This is a genomic window from Lawsonibacter sp. JLR.KK007, assembly GCF_036941135.1.
Taxonomy (GTDB): domain Bacteria; phylum Bacillota; class Clostridia; order Oscillospirales; family Oscillospiraceae; genus Lawsonibacter.
The window spans coordinates 1,375,887-1,397,727 of the sequence record NZ_JAYWSY010000002.1; the positions used below are offsets into that span (position 1 = coordinate 1,375,887).

General features: G+C 55.3%; 14 protein-coding genes and 6 pseudogenes. 19 read left to right on the forward strand and 1 reads right to left on the reverse strand.

What is annotated here, in order from left to right; translation table 11 throughout:
• Positions 1-4 precede the first annotated feature (4 nt).
• From VV088_RS16695 to VV088_RS16760, 14 genes and pseudogenes are all read left to right on the forward strand, one after another.
• On the forward strand, positions 5-1,669 hold the full coding sequence (locus tag VV088_RS16695; protein WP_334601833.1) for a recombinase family protein: 1,665 nt from the start codon (positions 5-7) through the stop codon (positions 1,667-1,669).
• 94 nt (positions 1,670-1,763) lie between these two features.
• Positions 1,764-1,847, forward strand: a pseudogene (locus tag VV088_RS16700) (Maff2 family mobile element protein); the annotation flags it as partial.
• A 70-nt stretch (positions 1,848-1,917) separates the two neighbouring features.
• Entirely contained in the window at positions 1,918-2,781 is an 864-nt protein-coding gene (locus tag VV088_RS16705; protein ID WP_334601834.1) for a VirB6/TrbL-like conjugal transfer protein, CD1112 family, read from the forward strand.
• A pseudogene (locus tag VV088_RS16710) lies at positions 2,694-3,340 on the forward strand (MT-A70 family methyltransferase). The gene VV088_RS16705 and the pseudogene VV088_RS16710 overlap by 88 nt, the downstream one beginning before the upstream one ends.
• On the forward strand, positions 3,273-4,757 hold the full coding sequence (locus tag VV088_RS16715; RefSeq protein WP_334601835.1) for a DNA cytosine methyltransferase: 1,485 nt from the start codon (positions 3,273-3,275) through the stop codon (positions 4,755-4,757). The pseudogene VV088_RS16710 and the gene VV088_RS16715 overlap by 68 nt, the downstream one beginning before the upstream one ends.
• A 4-nt stretch (positions 4,758-4,761) precedes the next feature.
• Positions 4,762-5,199, forward strand: coding sequence for a PrgI family protein (locus tag VV088_RS16720; protein ID WP_334601836.1), 438 nt, complete (start codon positions 4,762-4,764; stop codon positions 5,197-5,199).
• Positions 5,114-6,067 (forward strand): annotated as a pseudogene (locus VV088_RS16725) (VirB4-like conjugal transfer ATPase, CD1110 family); the annotation flags it as partial. The gene VV088_RS16720 and the pseudogene VV088_RS16725, both read left to right, overlap by 86 nt.
• A 691-nt stretch (positions 6,068-6,758) precedes the next feature.
• Positions 6,759-8,552 carry a reverse transcriptase domain-containing protein gene (locus VV088_RS16730; RefSeq protein WP_334601838.1) on the forward strand — a complete coding sequence of 598 codons (1,794 nt, stop codon included), beginning with the start codon at positions 6,759-6,761 and terminating at the stop codon, positions 8,550-8,552.
• A 122-nt stretch (positions 8,553-8,674) separates the two neighbouring features.
• Positions 8,675-10,120: pseudogene (locus VV088_RS16735) on the forward strand (VirB4-like conjugal transfer ATPase, CD1110 family); the annotation flags it as partial.
• A gap of 41 nt (positions 10,121-10,161) precedes the next feature.
• Entirely contained in the window at positions 10,162-12,144 is a 1,983-nt protein-coding gene (locus tag VV088_RS16740; protein ID WP_334602078.1) for a CHAP domain-containing protein, read from the forward strand.
• Positions 12,135-12,917 (forward strand): phosphoadenosine phosphosulfate reductase, encoded by a 783-nt coding sequence (locus VV088_RS16745; RefSeq protein WP_442913167.1) that lies wholly within the window; start codon positions 12,135-12,137, stop codon positions 12,915-12,917. The genes VV088_RS16740 and VV088_RS16745 overlap by 10 nt, the downstream gene beginning before the upstream one ends.
• Entirely contained in the window at positions 12,911-13,363 is a 453-nt protein-coding gene (locus tag VV088_RS16750) for an XF1762 family protein (RefSeq protein ID WP_334601839.1), read from the forward strand. The genes VV088_RS16745 and VV088_RS16750 overlap by 7 nt, the downstream gene beginning before the upstream one ends.
• Positions 13,364-13,365: 2 nt before the next feature.
• The gene (locus tag VV088_RS16755) at positions 13,366-13,617 is read left to right on the forward strand and encodes a DUF4315 family protein (protein WP_204791401.1); all 252 of its coding nucleotides are present in this window, start codon (positions 13,366-13,368) and stop codon (positions 13,615-13,617) included.
• Positions 13,607-14,314, forward strand: a pseudogene (locus tag VV088_RS16760) (DUF4366 domain-containing protein); the annotation flags it as partial. The gene VV088_RS16755 and the pseudogene VV088_RS16760, both read left to right, overlap by 11 nt.
• A gap of 12 nt (positions 14,315-14,326) precedes the next feature.
• Here the strand turns inward: VV088_RS16760 and VV088_RS22865 are convergent.
• Positions 14,327-15,544, reverse strand: coding sequence for an ISL3 family transposase (locus VV088_RS22865; protein ID WP_442913182.1), 1,218 nt, complete (start codon positions 15,542-15,544; stop codon positions 14,327-14,329).
• Positions 15,545-15,845: 301 nt separating this feature from the next.
• On the opposite strand from VV088_RS22865, the gene VV088_RS16765 reads away from it, so the two are divergent.
• The 5 genes and pseudogenes from VV088_RS16765 (at position 15,846) to istA (ending at position 21,823) form a co-directional block, all read left to right on the forward strand.
• On the forward strand, positions 15,846-16,592 hold the full coding sequence (locus VV088_RS16765; protein ID WP_334601840.1) for a hypothetical protein: 747 nt from the start codon (positions 15,846-15,848) through the stop codon (positions 16,590-16,592).
• Between the two features lie 72 nt (positions 16,593-16,664).
• On the forward strand, positions 16,665-18,740 hold the full coding sequence (locus VV088_RS16770) for a DNA topoisomerase 3 (protein ID WP_334602080.1): 2,076 nt from the start codon (positions 16,665-16,667) through the stop codon (positions 18,738-18,740).
• Positions 18,741-18,787: 47 nt separating this feature from the next.
• The gene (locus tag VV088_RS16775; protein ID WP_334601841.1) at positions 18,788-19,543 is read left to right on the forward strand and encodes a restriction endonuclease; all 756 of its coding nucleotides are present in this window, start codon (positions 18,788-18,790) and stop codon (positions 19,541-19,543) included.
• 68 nt (positions 19,544-19,611) lie between these two features.
• Positions 19,612-21,087: pseudogene (locus VV088_RS16780) on the forward strand (antirestriction protein ArdA); the annotation flags it as partial.
• A gap of 142 nt (positions 21,088-21,229) precedes the next feature.
• Positions 21,230-21,823 (forward strand): IS21 family transposase, encoded by a 594-nt coding sequence (gene istA / locus VV088_RS16785; RefSeq protein WP_334599453.1) that lies wholly within the window; start codon positions 21,230-21,232, stop codon positions 21,821-21,823.
• The last annotated feature ends 18 nt before the right edge of the window (positions 21,824-21,841 follow it).

The window sequence follows — 21,841 nt, forward strand, 5'->3', positions numbered from 1 at the left end:
GGTTATGATGAACACAATGGAATATACAGGGATGGACGCACTCCTTGCCGGGAGTTTCCGGGCAGCTATCTATTGCAGGCTCTCGAAAGACGACGACCTTCAGGGCGAGAGTGCCAGCATCGCAAACCAGCGGGATATGATGGAAAAGTTCTGCGAAAAACAGGGATGGGAGGTTGCGGCGGTCTATCAGGACGACGGCTTCACCGGCCTGAACATGGAACGCCCCGACCTGAAACGGATGTTGAAGGCAATCGAGCGGAAGCAGATAAACCTTGTCATTACGAAAGATTTATCAAGGTTAGGGCGGAACTACTTGCAGACCGGGCAGCTTATCGAGGACTTCTTCCCAAGGAACGGCGTGCGCTACATCGCCATGAATGACGGTATCGACACCATGCGGGACAACAACGACATTGCGCCATTCAAAAATATCCTGAACGAGATGTACAGCAAGGATATTTCCAAGAAAGTCCATTCTTCCTATGTGCTGAAAGCCCAGAAAGGCCAGTTCACCGGCTGCCTTGCCCCCTTCGGCTACCGGAAAGACCCGGAAAATAAGAACCGCCTGCTGGTGGACGAGGAAACCGCCCCGGTTGTCCGGCTGATTTTCGGGTATGCGCTGGACGGGCACGGCCCCAACTACATCCGGCGCAGGCTGGAGGAAGAAAAGCACCCCTGCCCTACATGGTGGAACCGGCAGCGTGGGCACCGGAACATCCGCACCAAATGGGAGAAGAAAGACCCGGAGAACGGGAAATATGTCTGGGATTTCTCCGTTATCAAAGAAATCCTGATGAACCCCGTGTACACCGGCGCAATCGCTTCCCAAAAGACCGAGTACCGCTTTAAAATCGGTACTATCCGGGACAAGAAGCCGGAGGACTGGATTGTGGTGGAAGGGACGCATGAGCCGCTGGTGGACAAAAAGAGTTTTGCCATCGTGCAGGAAAAGCTGAAATCCCGCCAGCGGCCGGGGCAGTCCGGGGAAATCAACCTCTTTGCAGGGCTGATAAAATGCGGGGAGTGCGGGAAATCCCTCACCATCCGCACCACACATGAGAAGTTACCGAAGCGGATTTTCTCCTGCAAGACCTACAATGCCTATGGAAAACAGCATTGTACCCAGCACAGGGTTGAATTTGACACGCTCTATTCCCTTGTGCTGAATAAAATCCGTGAGTGCGCCGCCGCTGCCCTGACCGACAGCGAAGCGGTGGCCGGGCGGCTGACCGACACCTGCGAAGCCGAGCAGAAAGGCCAGAGGGAAGCGATGGAGCGCACCCTTGCCAAAGACGAGGAACGGATTGAAGTGCTGGAAAAGATGGTGCTGCGGCTCTATGAGGACATGGTTGCCGGGCGAATCACAGACGCAAACTTCAATCTCCTGCTGGAAAAGACGCAGAAGGAACAGGCGGAACTAAAGGCAAAAGTCGAGAAAGGCAGGAAGCACCTTGCCGATGAAATCCGGCTTGCCGTGGACGCAAGGCAGTGGGTGGAATCCATACAGGAATACCGGGACATCACCGAACTGGACGCTTCCACTTTAAACCGCCTGATTAAAGAAATCGTTGTCCATGAAACCATAGGCAGCGATAAGACAAGACACATTTCTATCGAAATTCATTTTAATCTCAAACCCATACCGGAAGTGGAGCAGGTCACAGGCTGACCGCTCCCCGCTCCGGGGAGGTTCTTTAAAAACTCCATATATATTTCTTGACGTGCCGCCGCCCGCCAGAAAGCTGTATTGTTCCTACTAATTGGGGATAACACAGCTTGTCGCCGGGGGAGGCGTGGCCCTGATCGGCATTACCCTGGTTCCCCTGCTGTCCGGCCTGCTGGGCTGATGTTCCCCGCTAAATCCCCTCGCGGCCTCCCGCCCCCGGCGGGGGGCCGCGGGAAAGGAGGTGCTTTCTCTTGATACTGGACTGGCTGGAAGAATGGTTCAAGGGTGTGCTGATCGACGGCATCACCAGCAACCTCACCGGCCTTTTTGACACGGTGAACGGAAAAGTGGGGGAGATCGCCGCCGACGTGGGAGCCACGCCGCAGGACTGGAACAGCGGCGTGTTCAATATGCTCCGCAGCCTGTCGGAAACGGTGATCGTCCCCATCGCTGGGGCTATCCTCGCCCTTATCATGTGCTACGAGCTGATACAGTTGATTGCGGAACGGAACAGTATGCACGACATGGACAGTTGGATGCTGTTCCGCTGGGTATTCAAGTCCGCCGCCGCGATCATCCTTGTGTCCAACACCTGGAACATCGTCATGGGCGTGTTCGACCTGACGCAGAGCGTTGTCAATCAGAGCGCCGGGGTAATCATCGGCAATACCAGCATCGACATTACAGCCGTTGTCACCGACCTGGAAAACCGGCTTTCGGATATGGACATCGGCGGTCTGCTGGGCCTGTGGTTCCAGTCCCTCTTTGTAGGGCTGACGATGAATATTCTCTCCATCTGCATCATGCTTGTGGTCTATGGCAGGCTGATTGAAATATACCTTGTGACCTCGCTGGGGCCTATCCCCCTTGCCACCATTGGGAACAGCGAGTGGCGGGGCATGGGGCAGGGCTATTTGAAATCCCTTTTTGCCCTGGGCTTTCAGGCGTTCCTTATCATGGTGGTAACGGGCATCTACGCCGTCCTGATACAGAATATCGCCCTTGACGGGGACGTTTCCGGGGCGATATGGGGCTGTATGGGCTATACGGTGCTGTTGTGCTTCTGCCTGTTCAAGACCGGGAGCATCGCCAAGGCCGTATTTGCCGCCCACTGACGGAGGGAGGACAAGCTATCAAAAAATACGGCATTATCTACGCTGACCCGCCCTGGCAGTACAAGGTGTACTCCAAGAAAGGGGCTGGCCGCTCCGCTGAAAGCCACTATCCCACCATGAGCATTGAGGACATCCGGGCCTTGCCGGTTAGCGAACTGGCCGACCGGGACTGCGCCCTGTTCCTCTGGATAACCTTTCCCATGCTGCTGGACGCATTGAGCGTCATAAAGGCGTGGGGCTTCACCTATAAGACCGTGGCCTTTGCCTGGGTAAAGCAGAACAAAAGGCCAACACCCTGTTTTGGGGCATGGGCTACTGGACACGGGCCAATGTGGAGCTGTGCATCCTGGCGACCAAGGGACGGCCAAGGCGGAAATCCGCAGGCGTTCATCAAGTGGTGCTGGCCCCGGTGGAGGAACACAGCAAGAAACCCGATATTGTCCGGGATAAGATCGTTACGCTTATGGGCGACCTGCCCCGGATAGAGCTGTTTGCCAGACAGACGCCCCCCGGCTGGGACGTTTGGGGCAACGAAGTGGACAGCGACATCACGCTATGAAGCGGAAAGGAGGCTTTTTGTTATTCCGCAGTACACATTAGCATCTCTTTTTGACGGCATAGGGGGCTTTCCCTACGCCGCTTCTTTTTACAATATCATATCCCTGTGGGCAAGCGAGATCGTCCCGGCCTGCGTGTCGGTGACGCAGAAGCACTTCCCGAACATGGCCCACGCCGGGGACGTGACCCAGCTCCACGGCGGGAAGCTCCCGCCTGTGGACATCGTGACATTCGGCAGCCCGTGTCAGGGGCTTTCGATGGCGGGCCAGCGCCGGGGGCTGGCGGACGAACGGAGCGGCCTTTTCATGGAGGCCATACGGATCATTGATGAAATGAGGGAGGCGACACATGGTAGATACCCAAGGTTCGCGCTGTTCGAGAACGTCCCCGGCGCTCTGTCGTCCGCAGGAGGACGTGACTTTGCGGCTGTGCTGCAATCGTTCACAAAGGCCAAAATTCCAATGCCTTATTCTGGACGGTGGGCAAACGCCGGGATGGTACGAGGGGTCGGAGTTGATCTCGCTTGGTGCATGTACGACGCCCAATATTTCGGCACAGCACAGCGGCGCAGGCGCCTGTTTCTTGTCTGCGATTTTGCAGGAAAATGTGCCGGAGAAATACTCTTTGTCCCCAAAAGCCTGCGCGGGTATTTTGAGGCGGGCGGAACGCCGCGGCAAGGACTTGCCGCCTTTACTGAAAGCCGCCCTGATACAGCAGGCGGGGAAATCGTTGTTCTGAACGATCAAGGCGGGGCGTCGCTGACAGTGGAGCGTTCCGGCATCTCCCCCACCCTCCGCAGCCAGACCCACGGCAATCTGCCAGTGGTGGCCGCTGGCTTTGACTTACAGCAGATCACCAGCAAGACCAACCGCTCCACCCTGCGGCCCGTCCAGCCTACCCTATGCGAAACGGGACAGCCCCATGTGCTGACGATGGCAACGGGGCAGGCCAACGCGGAAGTGCTGGCGGACATCGCCCCCACCCTCAACTGCAACCACGAACAGCCCCTTTTGGTGCATCCGCAGATCGCCGGGACGCTGTGCGCCTCCGGCGCTGGCCTCTCCCGGCCCGCTGGCATGGGGAGCGAAACCGACTTCTGCATCACCAGCGCGGGCTTCCGCTACAAGGCCGGGAGCGCGACGGGGAGCCTGGGCTATCAGGAGGAAACCGCCCCGACCCTGCTTGCCGCACAGCAAAGCGGCGTACTGCATCATCACTACGCCGACCTGATCGTGCGCCGCCTGACGCCATTGGAATGTGAGCGTTTGCAGGGCTTCCCGGACTTCTGGACGGAGCAGGGCGGCGGGCGGAGTATCAGCGACACCAGCCGCTACCAAATGCTGGGAAATTCTATCGCCGTCCCCTGCGTGGCCTACATCATGCAGGGTATCTATCACGCTCTGGAAAGGAGGAATTGACCCTATGGCCTATGTGTCCGTCCCCAAGGACTTGACCCATGTAAAAAGCAAAATGCTGTTCGGCCTGACGAAACGGCAGATCGTATGCTTCGGCGCGGCGCTCCTGATGGGTTTGCCGCTCTTTTTTATGCTCCGGGGCAGCATCCCCACCAGCGCCGCCGCCCTGGTGATGATCTTCGCCATGCTCCCCGGCCTGCTGTTCGGGCTGTATGAGAAGCACGGCCAACCGTTGGAGGTGGTGATCGGGCAGATCGTCCGAAACCGCTTCACCATGCTCAAGGTGCGGCCCTATCAGACCAATAACCTTTACGCCGTGTTGGAGCGGCAGCGTCAAATGGAAACGGAGGTGAAAGCGGTTGTCCAGAAAGCAAAACGGCGGCAGGCCGGTAAAGCTGTCCCGCGCCGAAAAGCGGGAGATACAAGCCATCATCCGCAGGTATAAGGGCGACGGCAAGCCCCATACCGCCCAAGAGAGCATCCCCTACGAGGTCATGTATCAGGACGGCGTTTGCAGACTGAACCAGCGTTCCTACTCCAAGTGCATTGAGTTCTCCGATACCAATTACCAGCTTGCCCAGCCGGACGACCGCACGGCCACCTTTGAATACCTCTGCGACCTCTATAACTATGTGGACGCCTCTATCCACGTCCAATTCTCCTTTGTCAACCGCAGGACAGACCCGGCGCAGTACGCCCGCAGCTTCGAGATCGCCCCGCAGGGGGACGACTTCGACGACATCCGGGCCGAGTACACCGGCATCTTACAGCGGCAGCTGACGAGGGGCAACAACGGCATCGTCAAGACCAAGTATCTGACGTTCACCATCGAGGCGGACAATCTGAAAGCGGCGCGGGCGAGGCTGGAACGCATTGAAACCGACCTGCTGGGCTACTTCAAGATGATGGGAGCCGCCGCCCGTGTGCTGGACGGGGCCGAACGGCTGGAAGTGCTGCACGGCGTTTTCCACCCGGACGGCGAATTGTTCCGCTTCGACTGGAAATGGCTTCCCACGGCGGGGCTGTCCACCAAGGACTTCATCGCTCCGTCCTCTCTCCGCTTCGGGAACAGCCGGGTATTCGGCATCAGCGGCAAGTACGGGGCGGTGAGCTTCCTGCAAATCCTGGCCCCGGAGCTGTCCGATGAAATGCTGGCGGATTTCCTCAACACGGAAAACGGCATCGTCGTCAACCTCCATGTGCAGGCCATTGAGCAGACCGAGGCCATCAAACGGGTAAAGCGGAAAATCACCGACCTGGACGCCATGAAGATACAGGAGCAGAAAAAAGCGGTGCGCTCCGGCTACGACATGTTGCGCCCAGATAGGGTGAAATAAGGAGTTGACTAAGGCACAACCCCGTAAGATAACGCGGGAAACGGCCTGCCTGACTGAAAGGCGAAAGCTGACACGGGACCACAGCATGGCAGGGAAGCGGTAAGTTGTCCTATACACAAGGGCACGACTGAACTGCAACGTTAAGCGGATATGAGGATAAACCTACAGAATGTATAAAGCGAGTTTCAAGTTCCCGTTTAGCCCGGGCGGAGGAATGTGTATGTACCTGTCGAATCGTGACAGTATCAACCTCCGGTATGAATAACATTACATATCCATGTCGTGTAATGGGTTATCAACAAATTCATAAGACAAGCCAGAGAACTGGTTTAACGAAACGAAAGCATATCCGACAATCCGCATTTGCCTACTTATTACACTAACTGGGGATTGCCTAAGTTGGAACGTCTGAAAAGACTATGCGAAATGCCGTAAGGTGATAAATTCCAAGCCCGCGAGGGTAAGGGAGATGACGCTGAATATCCAATAAGGCAACGGAGTTCTCATAGTATCCAAGGTGTTGCTGTAATGGTTCAACACACAGGCAGACTTCGTGTGCTGCTGGTTCGATTACCGCTGAAAGGGCGACCAAGTATGCGGGAGAACAGGAAAAGGAGAACAGTCATTGGCTCTAAAATCAAAAGTGCGATTAGGGAGGAATACCTCAATGCAACCAACGACAGCGATTTTAGATAGAATTATGCAAAATTCAAGGAAAAACAACAAGGAAATCTTCACAAGACTATACCGCTATATGCTAAGACCCGACCTGTACTATCTTGCGTACAACAAACTTTACAGGAATAAAGGAGCGGCAACAAAAGGCGTGGACGACGACACAGCGGATGGGTTCAGCGAAGAAAAAATCAACAGAATCATACAATCTTTGGCTGATGAAACCTATATGCCGAAGCCTGTGCGCCGCGAATATATTCCGAAGAAGCGCAGCAGTACAAAAAAACGTCCTCTCGGACTTCCATCCTTTACGGATAAGCTCGTTCAGGAAGTGTTGAGAATGATATTGGAAGCAGTCTATGAGCCGACATTTTCAGATTTTTCACACGGTTTTCGTCCTCACAGAGATTGCCACACGGCCCTGAAGTCTCTGAAGAAGGAATTTACGGGCGTATCGTGGTTCATAGAAGGCGACATTAAGGGGTGCTTTGACAATATCGACCACCAGGTACTCGTTGGTGTTATCAGCTCCAAAATCAAGGACGCGCGGCTGATCAAGCTCATTTGGAAGTTTCTTAAAGCGGGATATATGGAGGATTGGAAGTATCATACTACATACTCCGGCTGTCCCCAAGGCGGCATCATATCGCCGCTGCTCTCCAATATATACCTGAATGAGCTTGACAAGTTTGCGGAAAAGGTTGCAAGGGCGTTTTACAAGCCGAGAGATAGAGTTCGCACTCCCGAATATGCCAAAATCCAGTGCAAAAAGGACTATGCGCAAAAATTGCTGAAAACGGCGACGGGGCAGAAAAAAGTCGAACTTTTGAAAAGGGTAAAATTCTTAAAATCCGAGTTGCGCAAAGTCCCCTGCTCCTCCAAAACGGACAAAGTGATGAAATATATCCGCTATGCAGATGACTTCATCATTGGAGTTAAGGGTGATAAATCGGACTGTGAACAGATAAAGCGGCAGTTTTCAAACTTTATCAGTGAACATCTCAAAATGGAATTGTCCGAAGAAAAAACACTGATAACGCACAGCAACCAATACGCAAGATTTCTGGGTTACGATGTTCGGGTAAGACGGGACGGTAAAGTAAAGCCCACCGACAGATGCTTAAAGCGCACATTGAATTATACTGTGGAACTAAATATACCGTTCGCGGATAAAATCATGCCGTTCCTATTCGACAAAGCAATCATTAAGCAAACGCATGACGGTAAAATCGAGTACATAGCAAGAAAGTATCTTTACAGATGTACGAATTTAGAAATCATAGATACGTACAACTCCGAGCTCCGAGGTATTTGCAATTACTACAGTATTGCCAGCAACTTCACAAGTTTGAATTATTTCGCTTATCTTATGGAGTATAGCTGTCTGAAAACCCTCGCGGGCAAACACAAAAGCACCAGCAGAAAAATCAGGGAACAGTTCCGCACCGGCAGCGGTGACTGGGGCATCCCGTATAACACCGCCAAGGGACAACAGAAATACCGGACTTTCGCAAAGTATATGGACTGTAAAGACAGTGATCGTTTCAACGACGTGATTGTTGAGTACGCAATCAGACACGCAGGAACCAGGACTACCCTCGAAAAGAGATTGTCTGCGGGAATCTGCGAGTTATGCGGGAAAACGAATACTCCTCTTGCTATGCACCATGTAAACAAAGTGAAGAACCTCAAAGGAAAACAGCAATGGGAAATTGTAATGATAGCCAAAAGGCGGAAAACATTAGCCGTATGCAAAGACTGTCACTATAAAATCCATCACCCTTGAATTTCCATAGTTTGAAACAATGATGGCGAGCCGGATACATCGAGAGGTGTAAGTCCGGTTCTGGGAGGGGTCTGGGCAAACCTGCCGCAGTAATGCGGTAAGGCGGCTCTTTCCTACTCTACGATATTCTGCCCTCCGACCTTGCCACCTACGGCACGGACGCCAAGCAGTTGCTTTCCAAGCTGCAGACCCGGAATGAACGCCTTTTCATGGTGACGTTCCTGATCTTGAACATAGCTGACACACAGCGGAAATTGAGCAACGATGTCTTTCAGGCCGCGGGCGTGGCGCAGAAGTATAACTGCGCCCTGGTGCGGCTGGACGACCAGCAGGAGCAGGGCTTGATGTCCTCCCTCCCCCTGGGGCAGAACCACATCAACATCCAGCGGGGCCTTACCACGTCCAGCGCCGCCATTTTCGTCCCGTTCGTCACGCAGGAGCTTTTTCAGGGCGGCGGGGCCATGTACTACGGCGTCAACGCCAAGACCCACAACATGATAATGCTGGACAGAAAACTTGCACGGTGTCCTAACGGGCTAAAGCTGGGTACGCCGGGAAGCGGCAAGTCCATGTCCTGCAAGTCCGAGATCGTCAGCGTGTTCCTCACCACGCCGGACGATATTTTTGTCTGCGACCCGGAGGCCGAGTATTTTCCCCTGGTACAGCGGCTTCACGGGCAGGTTATCAAGCTGTCCCCCACCAGCAGGGACTATGTGAACCCCCTGGACATCAACCTGAATTACAGCGAGGATGAAAACCCGCTGGCGCTGAAAAGTGACTTCGTGCTGTCGTTCTGCGAGCTGGTGATGGGCGGCAAGAACGGCCTGGAGCCTATCGAAAAGACGGTGATCGACCGGGCCGTGCAGGTGATCTACCGGCCCTACCTGGCAGACCCCAGCCCGGAGAAAATGCCTGTCCTCTCCGACCTCCACGCCGCCTTGACCGCCCAGCATATCCCGGAGGCCGACCGTGTGGCGCAGGCCCTTGACCTCTATGTGTCCGGCAGCCTGAATGTCTTTAATCACTGTACCAATGTGGACATCAACAACCGGCTTGTCTGCTTCGACATCAAGGATTTGGGCAAGCAGTTGAAAAAGCTGGGGATGCTCATTGTCCAAGATCAGATATGGGGCCGCGTCACCGCCAACCGCATACAGGGCAAGGCCACCTGGTATTTTGCCGACGAGTTCCATTTGCTTCTGAAAGAGGAACAGACGGCGGCTTACAGCGCCGAGATTTGGAAGCGGTTTAGAAAATGGGGCGGCATCCCGACCGGGGCCACGCAGAACGTGAAAGACCTGCTTTCCTCCCCGGAGATCGAAAATATTCTGGAAAACAGCGACTTCATTTGCCTGCTCAATCAGGCCAGCGGCGACCGCAAGATTTTGGCTGAACGGCTGAATTTGTCCCCCGACCACCAGAAATACATCGACAATTCCGAACCGGGGGCCGGACTTCTCATTTTTGAGAACGTGATCTTGCCCTTTACCAACCCCATCCCCAGCAATACCGAGCTGTATAAAATTATGACGACCCGGCTTTCCGAGGTCGTGGAGGGCGGCGCATGAGCAGGAAGCACCTGAAACCCCGTGACAAGGTGACGCAGCGCATGACCCGTGACGGCGTGGTGCTGGAAAATCAGACCACCGGCGAGGAAGCCAATATCTCTGACCGGGAGGCGGAACAGGACTTTACTCCCAGCGAGGCCACCGGCAGGGCCGAAAAGGTGCTGGAACGTGTTGACCGGGCGCAGGAGCGCCGCAGTATGAAAAAGGCGGCGAAACAGGCCGGACAGGTGGAGGCTGACGCAGGCCCCCGCCCGTCCGCCCGCCTGCAATTCCCCGAGGAAGAACGCTCCACGCCGGAGCTGAAGAAGTACATCCGCAAGTCCGACCAGCGGGCCGACCGTCTGGATGCGGCGAGGGCCGCTATTCCCAAGGAAAACGTCAAAATCAAGGAAAAAGTCTTTGACGAGGCTACTGGCAGGGCGAAAACCCGTGTGCGCCGGGAAACGAGAGACAAGCCGCCTCCCGCCATGAAGCCCAACCCGGCCAGCCGCCCCGTTCAGGAGGTTTTACTGTTCACCCACGGCAAAATCCATGAGGTGGAGCATGAAAATGTGGGCGTGGAGGGCGGACACAAAGGGGAGGAATTGGCCGAGCGTCAGGCGGGCCGGGCCGTCCGGGGCGCTATTCGCTGCCACCGCATGAAACCCTATCGGGAGTTGTCCAAGGCCGAACGGCTGGCGGAAAAGGCCAACATCGAATATTTCTACCAAAAGGCCCTCCATGACAACCCCCAGCTTGCCCAAGCGGCCAGCAATCCCATTTCCCGGTTCTGGCAGAAGCGGCAGATCAAGCAGCAGTATGTCAAGGCGGCGAGGACGGCGGGGCAGTCGGCGGCGCATGGGGCCGGGGCCGCGCAGGGGGCGGCGAAAGCGGCCAAGTCCGGCAGTAAAGCCGCCAAGGAAGCGGCCAAGGAGAGCGAACGGCTGGCCTCCTTTGCCGTCCGGCACTGGAAAGGCTGTCTTGCGGCCCTGGCCCTGCTGATTATGACGGCGTTCCTGATGGGCGGTTTACAGTCCTGTTCCTCCATTATCGGCGGCTTCGGTTCCGGCTTCACGGCTACCTCCTACCTCTCCGACGACGCAGACCTGATTGCCGTGGAAAACACTTATGTGGGCATGGAGAACGATTTACAGCAGCAGATCGACAACATTCCCAGCACTTACCCCGGCTATGACGAATACCGCTACGATCTGGACGAAATCATCCACAATCCCCACGAATTGGCCTCTTTCCTGACCGCCATCCTCCCGCGCTATACGCTTGCGGAGGTTCAGGCGGAATTGCAGCGGGTATTCAACAAGCAGTACACCCTTACCACCACGACGACGGTTGAAGTCCGATACCGCACGGAAACCCGGACGGACAGCGAGGGCAACGACTACGACGTGGAAGTGCCATACAATTACTACATTCTCAACGTAGAGCTGACAGCCCGCTCTATTGTTTCCATCGCCCCGGAACTGCTGACGCCAGAGCAGTTGGAAATGTTCAACGTCTATCTGGAAACCAGCGGCAACAATCCGCTGGTATTCGGCGGCGGTTCCCCCGACATCAGCCCGTCCGAGGACATCAGCGGCGTTCACTTCGTCAACGGTACGCGGCCCGGCAATACCGCCGTGGTGGACATCGCAAAATCGCAGGTGGGGAATGTGAACGGCCAGCCCTATTGGAGCTGGTACGGCTTTGACAGCCGGGTAGCCTGGTGCGCCTGCTTCGTGTCCTGGTGTTACAATCAGGCGGGGCTTTCGGAGCCGAGATTTTCCAGTTGCACATCCGGCGGCATGGCCTGGTTCCAGTCGCGGGGCCAGTGGGCCAACCGGGGGTACAGCGACATCGCCCCCGGCGACGCAATTTTCTTCGATTGGGACAACAGCGGCAACGCCGACCATGTGGGCATCGTGATCGGCACAGACGGTACAAACGTCTACACCGTGGAGGGCAACAGCGGAAACGCCTGCAAGATCAAGAGCTATCCCCTGAACAGCAACGTTATCCGAGGTTACGGATTGATGAATTGGGACTAAAAAATATATGGAGAATTGGAGGTAAATCTATCAATATTGTTTCTTTTGGCGGTGGCACGAACAGCGCCGCCGTCCTTGTTGGACTTCACAAGCACAGCATCCCCGTTGACCTGATTTTATTTGCCGACACGGGCGGCGAACAGCCCCACACCTATCAATTCATCCGCACAATGGATGATTGGCTGGTCGCTCACGGTATGCCGCAGATCACGGTGGTGGAGAAGTACGACCGCAGCGGCCACCGGCTGACCCTGGAAATGGAGTGCCTGCGCTCCTGCACCCTGCCGTCCATCGCCTACGGCCACAAACGATGTTCCCAAAAGCACAAGATCGGGCCGCAGGAAAAGTTCTGCAATCACTATCCGCCTTGCCGGGAGGTATGGGCGCAGGGGGAGACGATCATCCGCTTTATTGGCTATGACGCCGGGGAAATGCGGCGGTACGAACATTCCAAGAAATTCAACGACACCGATAAGAAGTACATCAACCGTTATCCCCTGATTGAAGATTGGGGCTGGGACAGGAGCGATTGCGTCCGGGAGATTTTGGCGGCTGGCCTGCCGCTTCCGGGCAAATCCTCCTGTTTTTTCTGTCCCAGCATGAAACAGCCGGAGATTTTGGCGCTGAAAGAGCATTACCCTGACCTTTACCAGCGGGCTATTGCTATGGAGGACAAGGCCATGCCTCACCTTACCAGCGTCAAGGGGCTGGGTCGCAGCTACGCCTGGCGGGAACGGTTTGGGGCGGCGGATGGAGGGCCGGGGCCGTGCTGACGCTGACGCCCATATCCCTGAAAGACGCCAACGCCTTTGTCACCCAGCATCACCGCCACCACCGCCCCGTCACCGGCCACAAGTTTTCTATTGCCTGCGCCGAGGCCGGGCGGCTGGCTGGCGTGGCTATCGTGGGCCGACCCGTCAGCCGGTATCTGGACGACGGCCACACGCTGGAAGTCAACCGGCTTTGCACGGACGGTACGAAAAACGCTTGCAGCTTCCTCTATGCCGCAGCGTGGAGGGCGGCGCGGGCGATGGGCTATCGGAAGATCGTCACCTACATTCTGGACACGGAGAGCGGGGCCAGTCTGCGGGCCGCTGGCTGGGCCTGCGCTGGGCTGGCGGGCGGCAAACGCTGGACGGGGAGCCGACGCCCCAAGGAGGACTTATACCCGGCGCAGATGAAATACCGCTATGAAAAATCCATCGGAAAGGAGTTTTGACTATGGCAAACAAACTTGACCGCATCGAAAAGGACATCCAGAAAGTGAAGTCCAAGATTGCGGAGTACAACAAGCAGCTTCGGGAGCTGGAGGGGCAGAAAACCGAACAGGAAAATTTGCAGATCATCCAGCTTGTCCGGGGCATGAACATGACGAGGGAGGAATTTGCGGCGTTCCTGCGGGGCGGGGCCTTGCAGACCGCCCCCACCCTGACGCCCTATCACGAAAAGGAGGACACCGGCCATGAGGAATAAGATCATTACCCGTTTTCTCTCTGTCATTCTGGCTGTGGGCCTGTCCGCCGCCATGTTCACCACGACGGCCTTTGCCGGGGGCGGCGACGAGGAAGGAGAGGTCATACCCACCGAGTCGACCGGGGAAGTGGTGTCCACGCCTGACCCCAAGCCCCTGACCCCGGAGGGTAATCTATCCCTGGTGGACGACATCGACGGCGAGACGTCCGAGGATAAACAGTTTATCACTGTCGTTTCCAAGACCGGCAATTATTTTTTCATCATCATCGACCGGGCCGGGGACGGCGAGAACACGGTGCATTTTCTCAATCAGGTGGACGAGGCCGATTTGCTGGCGCTGATGGAGGTAGAGGAAGAACCGCCCGCCGTCTGCTCCTGTTCCGTGAAGTGCGAGGCCGGGGCCGTCAATACCGCCTGCCCTGTCTGCGCCAACAATCTGACTGCCTGCGCTGGGAAAACGCCGGAGCCGCAGGAGCCGGAAGAACCCGAACCCCCGGCCAAGGAGAACAAGGGCGGCATGGGCGGTCTGCTGGTGCTGCTGATCATGGCCCTGGCTGGCGGCGGCGGGGCGCTGTACTACTTCAAGTTCCGCAAGCCCAAGGCGGATGTGTCCGGCAGCACCGACCTGTCCGAATATGACTTTGACGACGAGCCGGAGGATGAAGAAATGGAGGGTGAAACTGAGGCTTCGGTAGAAAGAGTGGTCGGGTCAGCGGTTAGGGAGAGTGGGATGAAGATTGGAGCAGGAGAGCATAACCATAGCGAGAAGATTATCCACGTTGCGAAAGCCAAAAGCGGTACGGATGATGAGTTTGATTTTGTTGTTGATGGCCTCGGAGCGGGCATTAGAAAGCCTGAATCTGGCGGCAGCAACAATGGCGTCAAAGTGGCGTTTGATTTTCTTGCGCAGCTCGCGGAACACGAGGATCCTGCACCGCTGGGCCCAGGCCATCCACTTGGTGAGCGCAGCGGCGATCTCATCAGGCCCGGCCTTGAGAGCCAGACGAAGATTCTCTTTGAGCAGGTAGGCACGGTAGAGCTTAGGATTGGCCCTGGTCAGGAATTGCAGCTGTGCTTGCTGATTTTCAGAGAGATGCTCCGGGTTTTTGAGCAGGACATAGCGTAGATTCTTCACTGATTTTGCCTGGTTCTTTTCAGGAGCAGCCTCGCCCTTGGCCGGACGACCGGGCTTGCGCTTGGGCAGAGTTTTGGCCTGCTGGCGAGCCTCAGACCTGGCTTCCCGACGCACCTGATCTAGGGCGTCTGTGGCCCAGGAAACCACATGAAACGGGTCTACGCACCGCTGTGCATGGGGGCAGTATTCCTCGACACAGGATGCGATCCATTTGGCCCCATCCGCTGAGGCACAACGGATAGAGGCCCGCTGCTCCGGTGTCAGCCGTTCAAAGAATTGGGAGAGAACTTCTTTCCCGTATCCCTTTGCACACCAGACCACGCTGGCTGTGTCGTGGTTGATGACTACGGTCATATACTTGTGCCCTTTCTTGTAGCTGGTTTCGTCAATGCCGATATTTTCCAAGCTGTCAAAGCGAGAGGGATTGGCTGTTTCCAGCTCTTGATATACCCGATGGCAGATGCCGCCCACTGTGTGCCATTCCACCCGCAGATATTCCGAGACCGTGCTACGGGATGCGTGTACGCTCAGCCATGCACAGGTTTCCTCAAAACTTTTGGTGAAACGGCTGTTGTGCCGTGCCCAGGGAACCGATGCTGTCACCACGCCATGTTTCCGGCAGCGTACCCGCGGCTCGTATGCCTCAATATATACTTTGCTTCCGCCTATGTCCAGGGCGCGCCAACGCCGACGTCCGCGCCCCTTGTCGTACCGCGCCGCCTTGCGATGACAGATTCCGCACCGGCACTGCTCGTGCTCAGTTGGCCGCACGGCGATATTTATTTCGTTCATCTCGGGATTGACGGTGATGTCCTCCAGGACAAAACCGGCGCTTCCGATGATGGTCTGAACAAGCTTCTTGGCTCGCACTTGGGGGGCCTTCTTCCATGATTTTTGTTTCGCAACTTAATCATAGTCGTTTCCTCTGTGTTGCCAAGGGCTTGTTCAGTTTTTACCACCCACTCATTCTACCGATGAGCCGTGAAACTTAATATTTTGTGTGTGCCATTAGGTATAACGCCTATGGCACACATATTGAAAAAATCCATCAAGGAGAGTATAATAGCGACACCAAGTATTTTTGGAGGAAACCATGTTTATAAAGTACGGAGCAGAAGCTAATTTGAAATCCTTGATGGAATTTGGAAAGATGTATTTTAATCCGTGTAAATATTTTAGGGCTTTAGAAGCAGAACAGTTACTTAAAGGCATTGGAGATTGCAACGACGGCGGTATTGTTACCAATGCTGGCAGAGTTTTTGTGCAAGACAAGGCCAATAATTTCTATGAAGCTGAGGAACAATGTATTGCTTTTGTTATTCAACGGTGTCTGTCTATCCCTATATTTTGCTTAAAACAATCTTCCGACGTTACACTTTCTGCGGATGAATGCGCTGAAATACATAAACAATTCCCGAACCACACCCATGCTTTGATTATTGAGGATGAAAAATCTTTTTTGGAGAATATTCAGAGCAGTTTCCAACAAAAAGCATTTAGTCACCATGTTTTCTATGAAGAAAAATTTACTATTGATTTTTTGGATTTTTTAGAAGCAGGGTTGTCTGATATTGACTTCAATATACCGAAGTCAAGTTCAGAGTATTATGCAGAAATTTTTACTGACCCTGTTGATAAAAATGCAGAAAATCTTAAGGTAAAACATTTTCGCATTGATAATTCCAATTTCTTCAAAACAATGTATCGGAAAAAGCCGTTTTTTTCAAGTCAAGCTGAATACCGAATTGTACTTCCATACGAGAAAATTGGGACAGGTACAGTTTATAAAATCCATCCATTCAGTGCTACATTGTGCAAGATAGATGATTTAACACAATAAATACTTACACATTAGAGTGCCGTGCTATTGAACAGATAGTGCGGCATTTCTTGTTTTTTAGGAAAGGAGCAAATTGCTGTGCAACTTGTAATTGCAGAAAAACCCAGCGTGGCCCGGAGCATCGCCGCCGTGATCGGGGCGACCGACCGGCAGGAGGGCTACTTGCAGGGCAACGGCTACATCGTGTCCTGGTGCATCGGGCATCTGGTGTCCTTTGCGGACGCCGCCCTGTATGACGAGCGTTTCAAGAAGTGGCGCTACGAGGATTTGCCCATCATCCCGGAGAGCTGGCGGCTGACCGTCCCCCCGGACAAGCGGGAGCGTTTCGACACCCTGCGGACGCTGCTTCGCTCCGAGGACGTGAGCGAGGTTATCAACGCCTGCGACGCCGGGCGGGAGGGCGAATTGATCTTCCGCACGGTCTACCACCTGGCGGGCTGTACCAAGCCCATGAAGCGGCTGTGGATTTCCAGCATGGAGGACAGCGCCATCCGGGAGGGCTTCGCCCACCTGAAACCGGGCCGGGACTATGACCCCCTGCATCAATCGGCGCTGTGCCGGGCCAAGGCGGATTGGCTGATCGGCATTAACGCCACCCGGCTTTTCTCTGTGCTGTACCACAAGACCCTGACCGTAGGCCGCGTCCAGACCCCCACCCTGAAAATGCTGGTGGAGAGGGAGGTCAAAATCACCGGCTTCCAGAAAGAGAAATATCACATCGTCCATATCGCCGGGGGCGGCGTGGAGGCGGCAAGCGACCGCTTCCCCGACCCCGCCGAGGCGGAGAGCGTCAAGACGGCCTGCGGGGGAGCGCAGGCCGTTTGTGCTTCCATCCAGCGGGAGAAGAAAACCGAACAGCCGCCCAAGCTGTACGACCTCACCACCTTGCAGCGGGAGGCCAACCGGCTTTTCGGCTTCACGGCGAAACAGACCCTTGACTATGCCCAAACGCTCTATGAAAAGCGTCTGCTGACGTACCCCCGGACGGACAGCCGCTTTCTCTCCGACGACATGGAGCAGACGGCGGCGGGCATCGTGGCCGACCTCGTTCCCATGCTGGCGTTCATGGAGGGTGCGGCGTTCTCCCCGGAGATCCGCCGCATCCTGAACAGCGCCAAGGTGAGCGACCACCACGCCATCATCCCCACGGCGGAGTTCGTGAAGCAGGGCTTTTCCGGGCTGGCGGACAGTGAAAAGAAACTGCTGTCCCTGGTGTGCTGCAAGCTGCTGTGCGCCGTGGCCCCGGCCCATGAGTACGAGGCCGTCACCGCCGTTTTCACCTGCGCCGGGCAGGAGTTCACCGCCAAGGGCAAGACCGTCCTGGCCGCTGGCTGGAAAGACATCGACCGCCGTTTCCGGGCCTCCCTGAAAACCGACGCCGACGAGGACGGCGAGGCCGCGCCGGAGCTGCCCGCCATCACCGAGGGGCAGGTTTTCGAGGATGTGGCCGCTTCCGTCACCGAGCATTTCACATCGCCCCCCAAGCCCTACACCGAAGATACCCTGCTGTCGGCTATGGAGCGGGCCGGGGCGGAGGATATGCCGGAGGACGCCGAGCGTAAGGGCCTGGGTACGCCCGCCACCCGCGCTTCCATTCTGGAAAAGCTGGTGCAGATGGGCTTTGTCCAGCGCAAGGGGAAGCAGCTTCTTCCCACCAAGGACGGCATCAACCTGGCGGCGGTTCTGCCGGAGGCCCTGACCTCCCCGGCCCTTACCGCCGAATGGGAAACCCGCCTGTCCGAGATCGCCAAGGGTGAGGCCAACCCGGACGAGTTCATGGCCGGTATCGAGGCGCAGGCCCGCGACCTGGTGAAAACCTATTCCAGTATCAGCGAGGATAAGCAGAAATTGTTTCAGACCGAGCGTGTGGCCGTCGGGACGTGTCCCCGGTGCGGCGAAACCGTCTACGAGGGCAAGAAAAATTACTACTGCGGCAACCGGGCCTGTCAGTTCGTCATGTGGAAGAACGACCGCTTTTTTGAGGAACGGAAAAAGGCGTTTACCCCGAAGATTGCCGCCGCTTTGCTCAAACATGGAAAGGTGAAGATCAAGGGCCTGTTCTCCCCCAAGACCGGCAAGACCTACGACGGCACGGTGCTTCTGGCCGACACCGGCGGCAAGTATGTCAATTTTCGCATTAGCATTTAATTGAAAGAGGGGCATAAATGCTGTATAATTAAACTGGAGGTGGGCCAATGAAATTTACAGATAGATGCCCCTCAACGTGGAGAGAACTACAAGATGATGTTGCTCTCTTATTAAACCAAGCTGGCTATCAGGCAGTAAGTCCATACACAATAGAAACTGCCCGTGGATGTGTCGAGGTCGATGTTTTAGTTGAATCTCCTGATGAACTTATAAAGAAGATTATCTGTGAGTGCAAGTATTGGAACAGTCCAATTCCCAAAGAAAAAGTACACGCTTTCAGGACTGTTGTTTCTGATTCTGGTGCATACTTGGGATTAATTATTTCAAAGTGTGGATTTCAGTCAGGTGCTATTGAAGCGGCAAAATACTCTAATGTTCGGCTGCTCACTTGGGAACAATTTACGGATTTAATTTCTGAAAAATGGATTCTATGTCAGTTGAAGAAAATAAAAAGGGAGTCCGTTCCTTTGTCAGAGTATATCAACCCGTTTCATTTTCCATTTGAAAAGCTAAAAAAAGAGGACATACCCAGATATCGGGCCGCTTGTGATAAATTTAGTTCCTTGCGGCACACTTGTTGGATGATAACTAAAACCGATTTGGAGGATGATTCTTTTCCAACATCATCAATGTGGTATCACTGTAACGGGTATACCAGCATTGAAAGCTATCTCAATTTTCTTTCGGAGAAAATTGAGATTGCGCTAAACGAATTTAGTGAGATTTTAGAAAGTTCAAATATTCAGATTGCTCCAGAGCGACTTGAAAAGCTGGAGGGGCATATCTACATGTTCCTTAACTAATATAATCATAGTTTTTAAGCGGCCAAACTGATGTTTGGCTGCTTTCTTTTTTAGAAAGGAGCGACCGAGTGAGCGAAGTATTTTCCATACAGTTGAGCAATCACACCACCCAGCGGGACGGCAAATCCGGTGTCTGGCTGGACTTGCCCGCCACGGCAGAGCAGGTGCGGGCGGCAATGGGGCAGATCGGCGTCACACAGGATAATCCCTGGGACTATTTCATCAGCGGCTTTTCCTCCCCGGAGGGCCGACACCTGGCTATCCCCTATGACCTGGCCCTGGCCTCCGGCGTGAATGAGCTGAATTTCCTTGCCGCCCGGCTGGAAAAGCTGGACGCCTATGAGATCGGCACACTGAACGCCGCCTTGCAGCAGAAGAACACCGAATTGCGGACGATCAGCCGCATCATCGACTACCCCGACAATCTGGATTATTTCGTCAATCTCCCCGACATCCATACCGTAGCGGCGCTGGGGGACTACTATCTGAACCGCTCCGGCATGGTGGATATGCCGGACGCCTGGAAGCCTGCCATTGATGTGCAGGCGTTGGGGCAGCACATCGCCGGGCTGGAACAGGGAGCCTTTACCGAGTACGGCTATATTGTCAGGAGCGGCGACCAGTGGCGGCAGGTCTATGAGGGCCAGATCATCCCGGAGGAATACCGGGTGCTGTCCTTTCCGCCCCCGCAGGTGGAGCGGGACGAGGCCAGCCGTCCCCAGCCCCAGCGGTCGCAGACTGCCCCGGCCTCCCAGCCCGTCATTCCCATTGTGCTGACCGGCAGAAACAACGCCGAGCGCATGAAAGAGATCACCGACAAACTGGAAGCCGGTATTCAGGCCCTTTTTGAGAGCGAACAGTACAAAAACTATCTCACCGCCATGTCCAAGTTCCACAATTACAGCTTCAACAACACCCTCCTGATCGCTATGCAGAAGCCGGACGCCTCCCTGGTGGCGGGCTACAATAAGTGGAAGGACGAGTTTGAACGCCATGTGAAGCGGGGCGAAAAGGCCATCAAGATTTTGGCCCCGGCCCCCTACAAGGTGCGGCGGCAGGTGGAAAAGCTGGACACCAGCGGCAAGACCATCCCCGGCCCGGACGGAAAGCCGCTGACCGAGGAACAGGAAGTGACCGTCCCCGCCTTTAAGGTGGTGTCGGTGTTCGATGTGTCACAGACCGAGGGCCGGGAGATACCCGACATCGCCGTGGACGAGCTGACTGGCAGCGTGGAGCGGTATCAGGACTTCTTCGCCGCCCTGGAGCGGACTTCCCCCGTCCCTATCGCCTTTGAGGACATCGAGAGCGGGGCGCACGGCTACTACCACCTGGAGGAAAAGCGCATCGCCATCGACGAGGGCATGAGCGAATTGCAGACCTTGAAAACGGCCATCCATGAGATCGCCCACGCCACCCTCCACGCCATTGACAAGGACGCCGCGCCGGAGGAATTGGCCGACCGCCCCGACCGCCGTACCCGTGAGGTGCAGGCCGAGAGCGTGGCCTATACCGTCTGCCAGCACTACGGGCTGGACACCTCCGACTGTCAGCGCCAATGATAAAATGAAAGAAAACGCCGAGGAAAAAATGTAGTTTTGTGGCGGAGAGGAGGGAAAAAAGATAGACTCCCAATCAGGGCGAAAAAGAGCCCGGAAAGGGAGTCAGGAAATGAAAGGAGCACAGTGGATGGAAATCCGAAGTGACAGACAGAAAGGGCTGAGCTATGTGGAGCTGGGCCGGAAGTACCACATGGACCCGCGAACAGCAAAGCGGTACGCGGAATCGCCGCAGAAGCCGGAGTACACATTGAGCGAACCCAAGCCAACAAAGATGGACCCGTACAAGCAGATCGTGGACGAGTGGCTGGAAGAGGCGCCGTATTCGGCGCTGCGGATACTGGAGAAGCTGCGGGAGATGGGGTTTGACGGAGGTTACAGTATTGTCAAGGCGTATGTGAGCAGCCGGAAGATGGATTTGAATGAGAAAGCGACGGTACGGTTTGAGACGATGCCCGGAAAGCAAGGGCAGATGGACTGGGGATTCTTCGAGGATCACCTGGTATACGAGGACGGGAAGTGGAAGAAGCTGTACTGCTTTCTCATGATTCTGGGGTACTCAAGGATGCGGTACATCGAATTTGTCACAGATATGAGCACAAATACACTGATTCGGTGCCATCAGAACGCGTTTCGGTACTTTGGCGGGTACCCAGAGGAAATCCTGTACGACAACATGTCCCCGCAAGGGGGATGCGATGGCTCTAAGCGGCAAAGCCGCTAAGAGCCATCCAAAAGCAGG

What these genes read in the sequence shown, in the direction of transcription:
- VV088_RS16740 (WP_334602078.1), top strand. Translation starts at nt 10,162, where the DNA reads ATGACCCGTGACGGCGTGGTGCTGGAAAATCAGACCACCGGCGAGGAA.
- VV088_RS16730 (WP_334601838.1), top strand. Translation starts at nt 6,759, where the DNA reads ATGCAACCAACGACAGCGATTTTAGATAGAATTATGCAAAATTCAAGG.
- VV088_RS16765 (WP_334601840.1), top strand. Translation starts at nt 15,846, where the DNA reads ATGTTTATAAAGTACGGAGCAGAAGCTAATTTGAAATCCTTGATGGAA.
- VV088_RS22865 (WP_442913182.1), bottom strand. Translation starts at nt 15,544, where the DNA reads ATGAACGAAATAAATATCGCCGTGCGGCCAACTGAGCACGAGCAGTGC.
- VV088_RS16720 (WP_334601836.1), top strand. Translation starts at nt 4,762, where the DNA reads ATGGCCTATGTGTCCGTCCCCAAGGACTTGACCCATGTAAAAAGCAAA.
- VV088_RS16775 (WP_334601841.1), top strand. Translation starts at nt 18,788, where the DNA reads ATGAAATTTACAGATAGATGCCCCTCAACGTGGAGAGAACTACAAGAT.
- VV088_RS16695 (WP_334601833.1), top strand. Translation starts at nt 5, where the DNA reads ATGATGAACACAATGGAATATACAGGGATGGACGCACTCCTTGCCGGG.
- istA (WP_334599453.1), top strand. Translation starts at nt 21,230, where the DNA reads ATGGAAATCCGAAGTGACAGACAGAAAGGGCTGAGCTATGTGGAGCTG.
- VV088_RS16755 (WP_204791401.1), top strand. Translation starts at nt 13,366, where the DNA reads ATGGCAAACAAACTTGACCGCATCGAAAAGGACATCCAGAAAGTGAAG.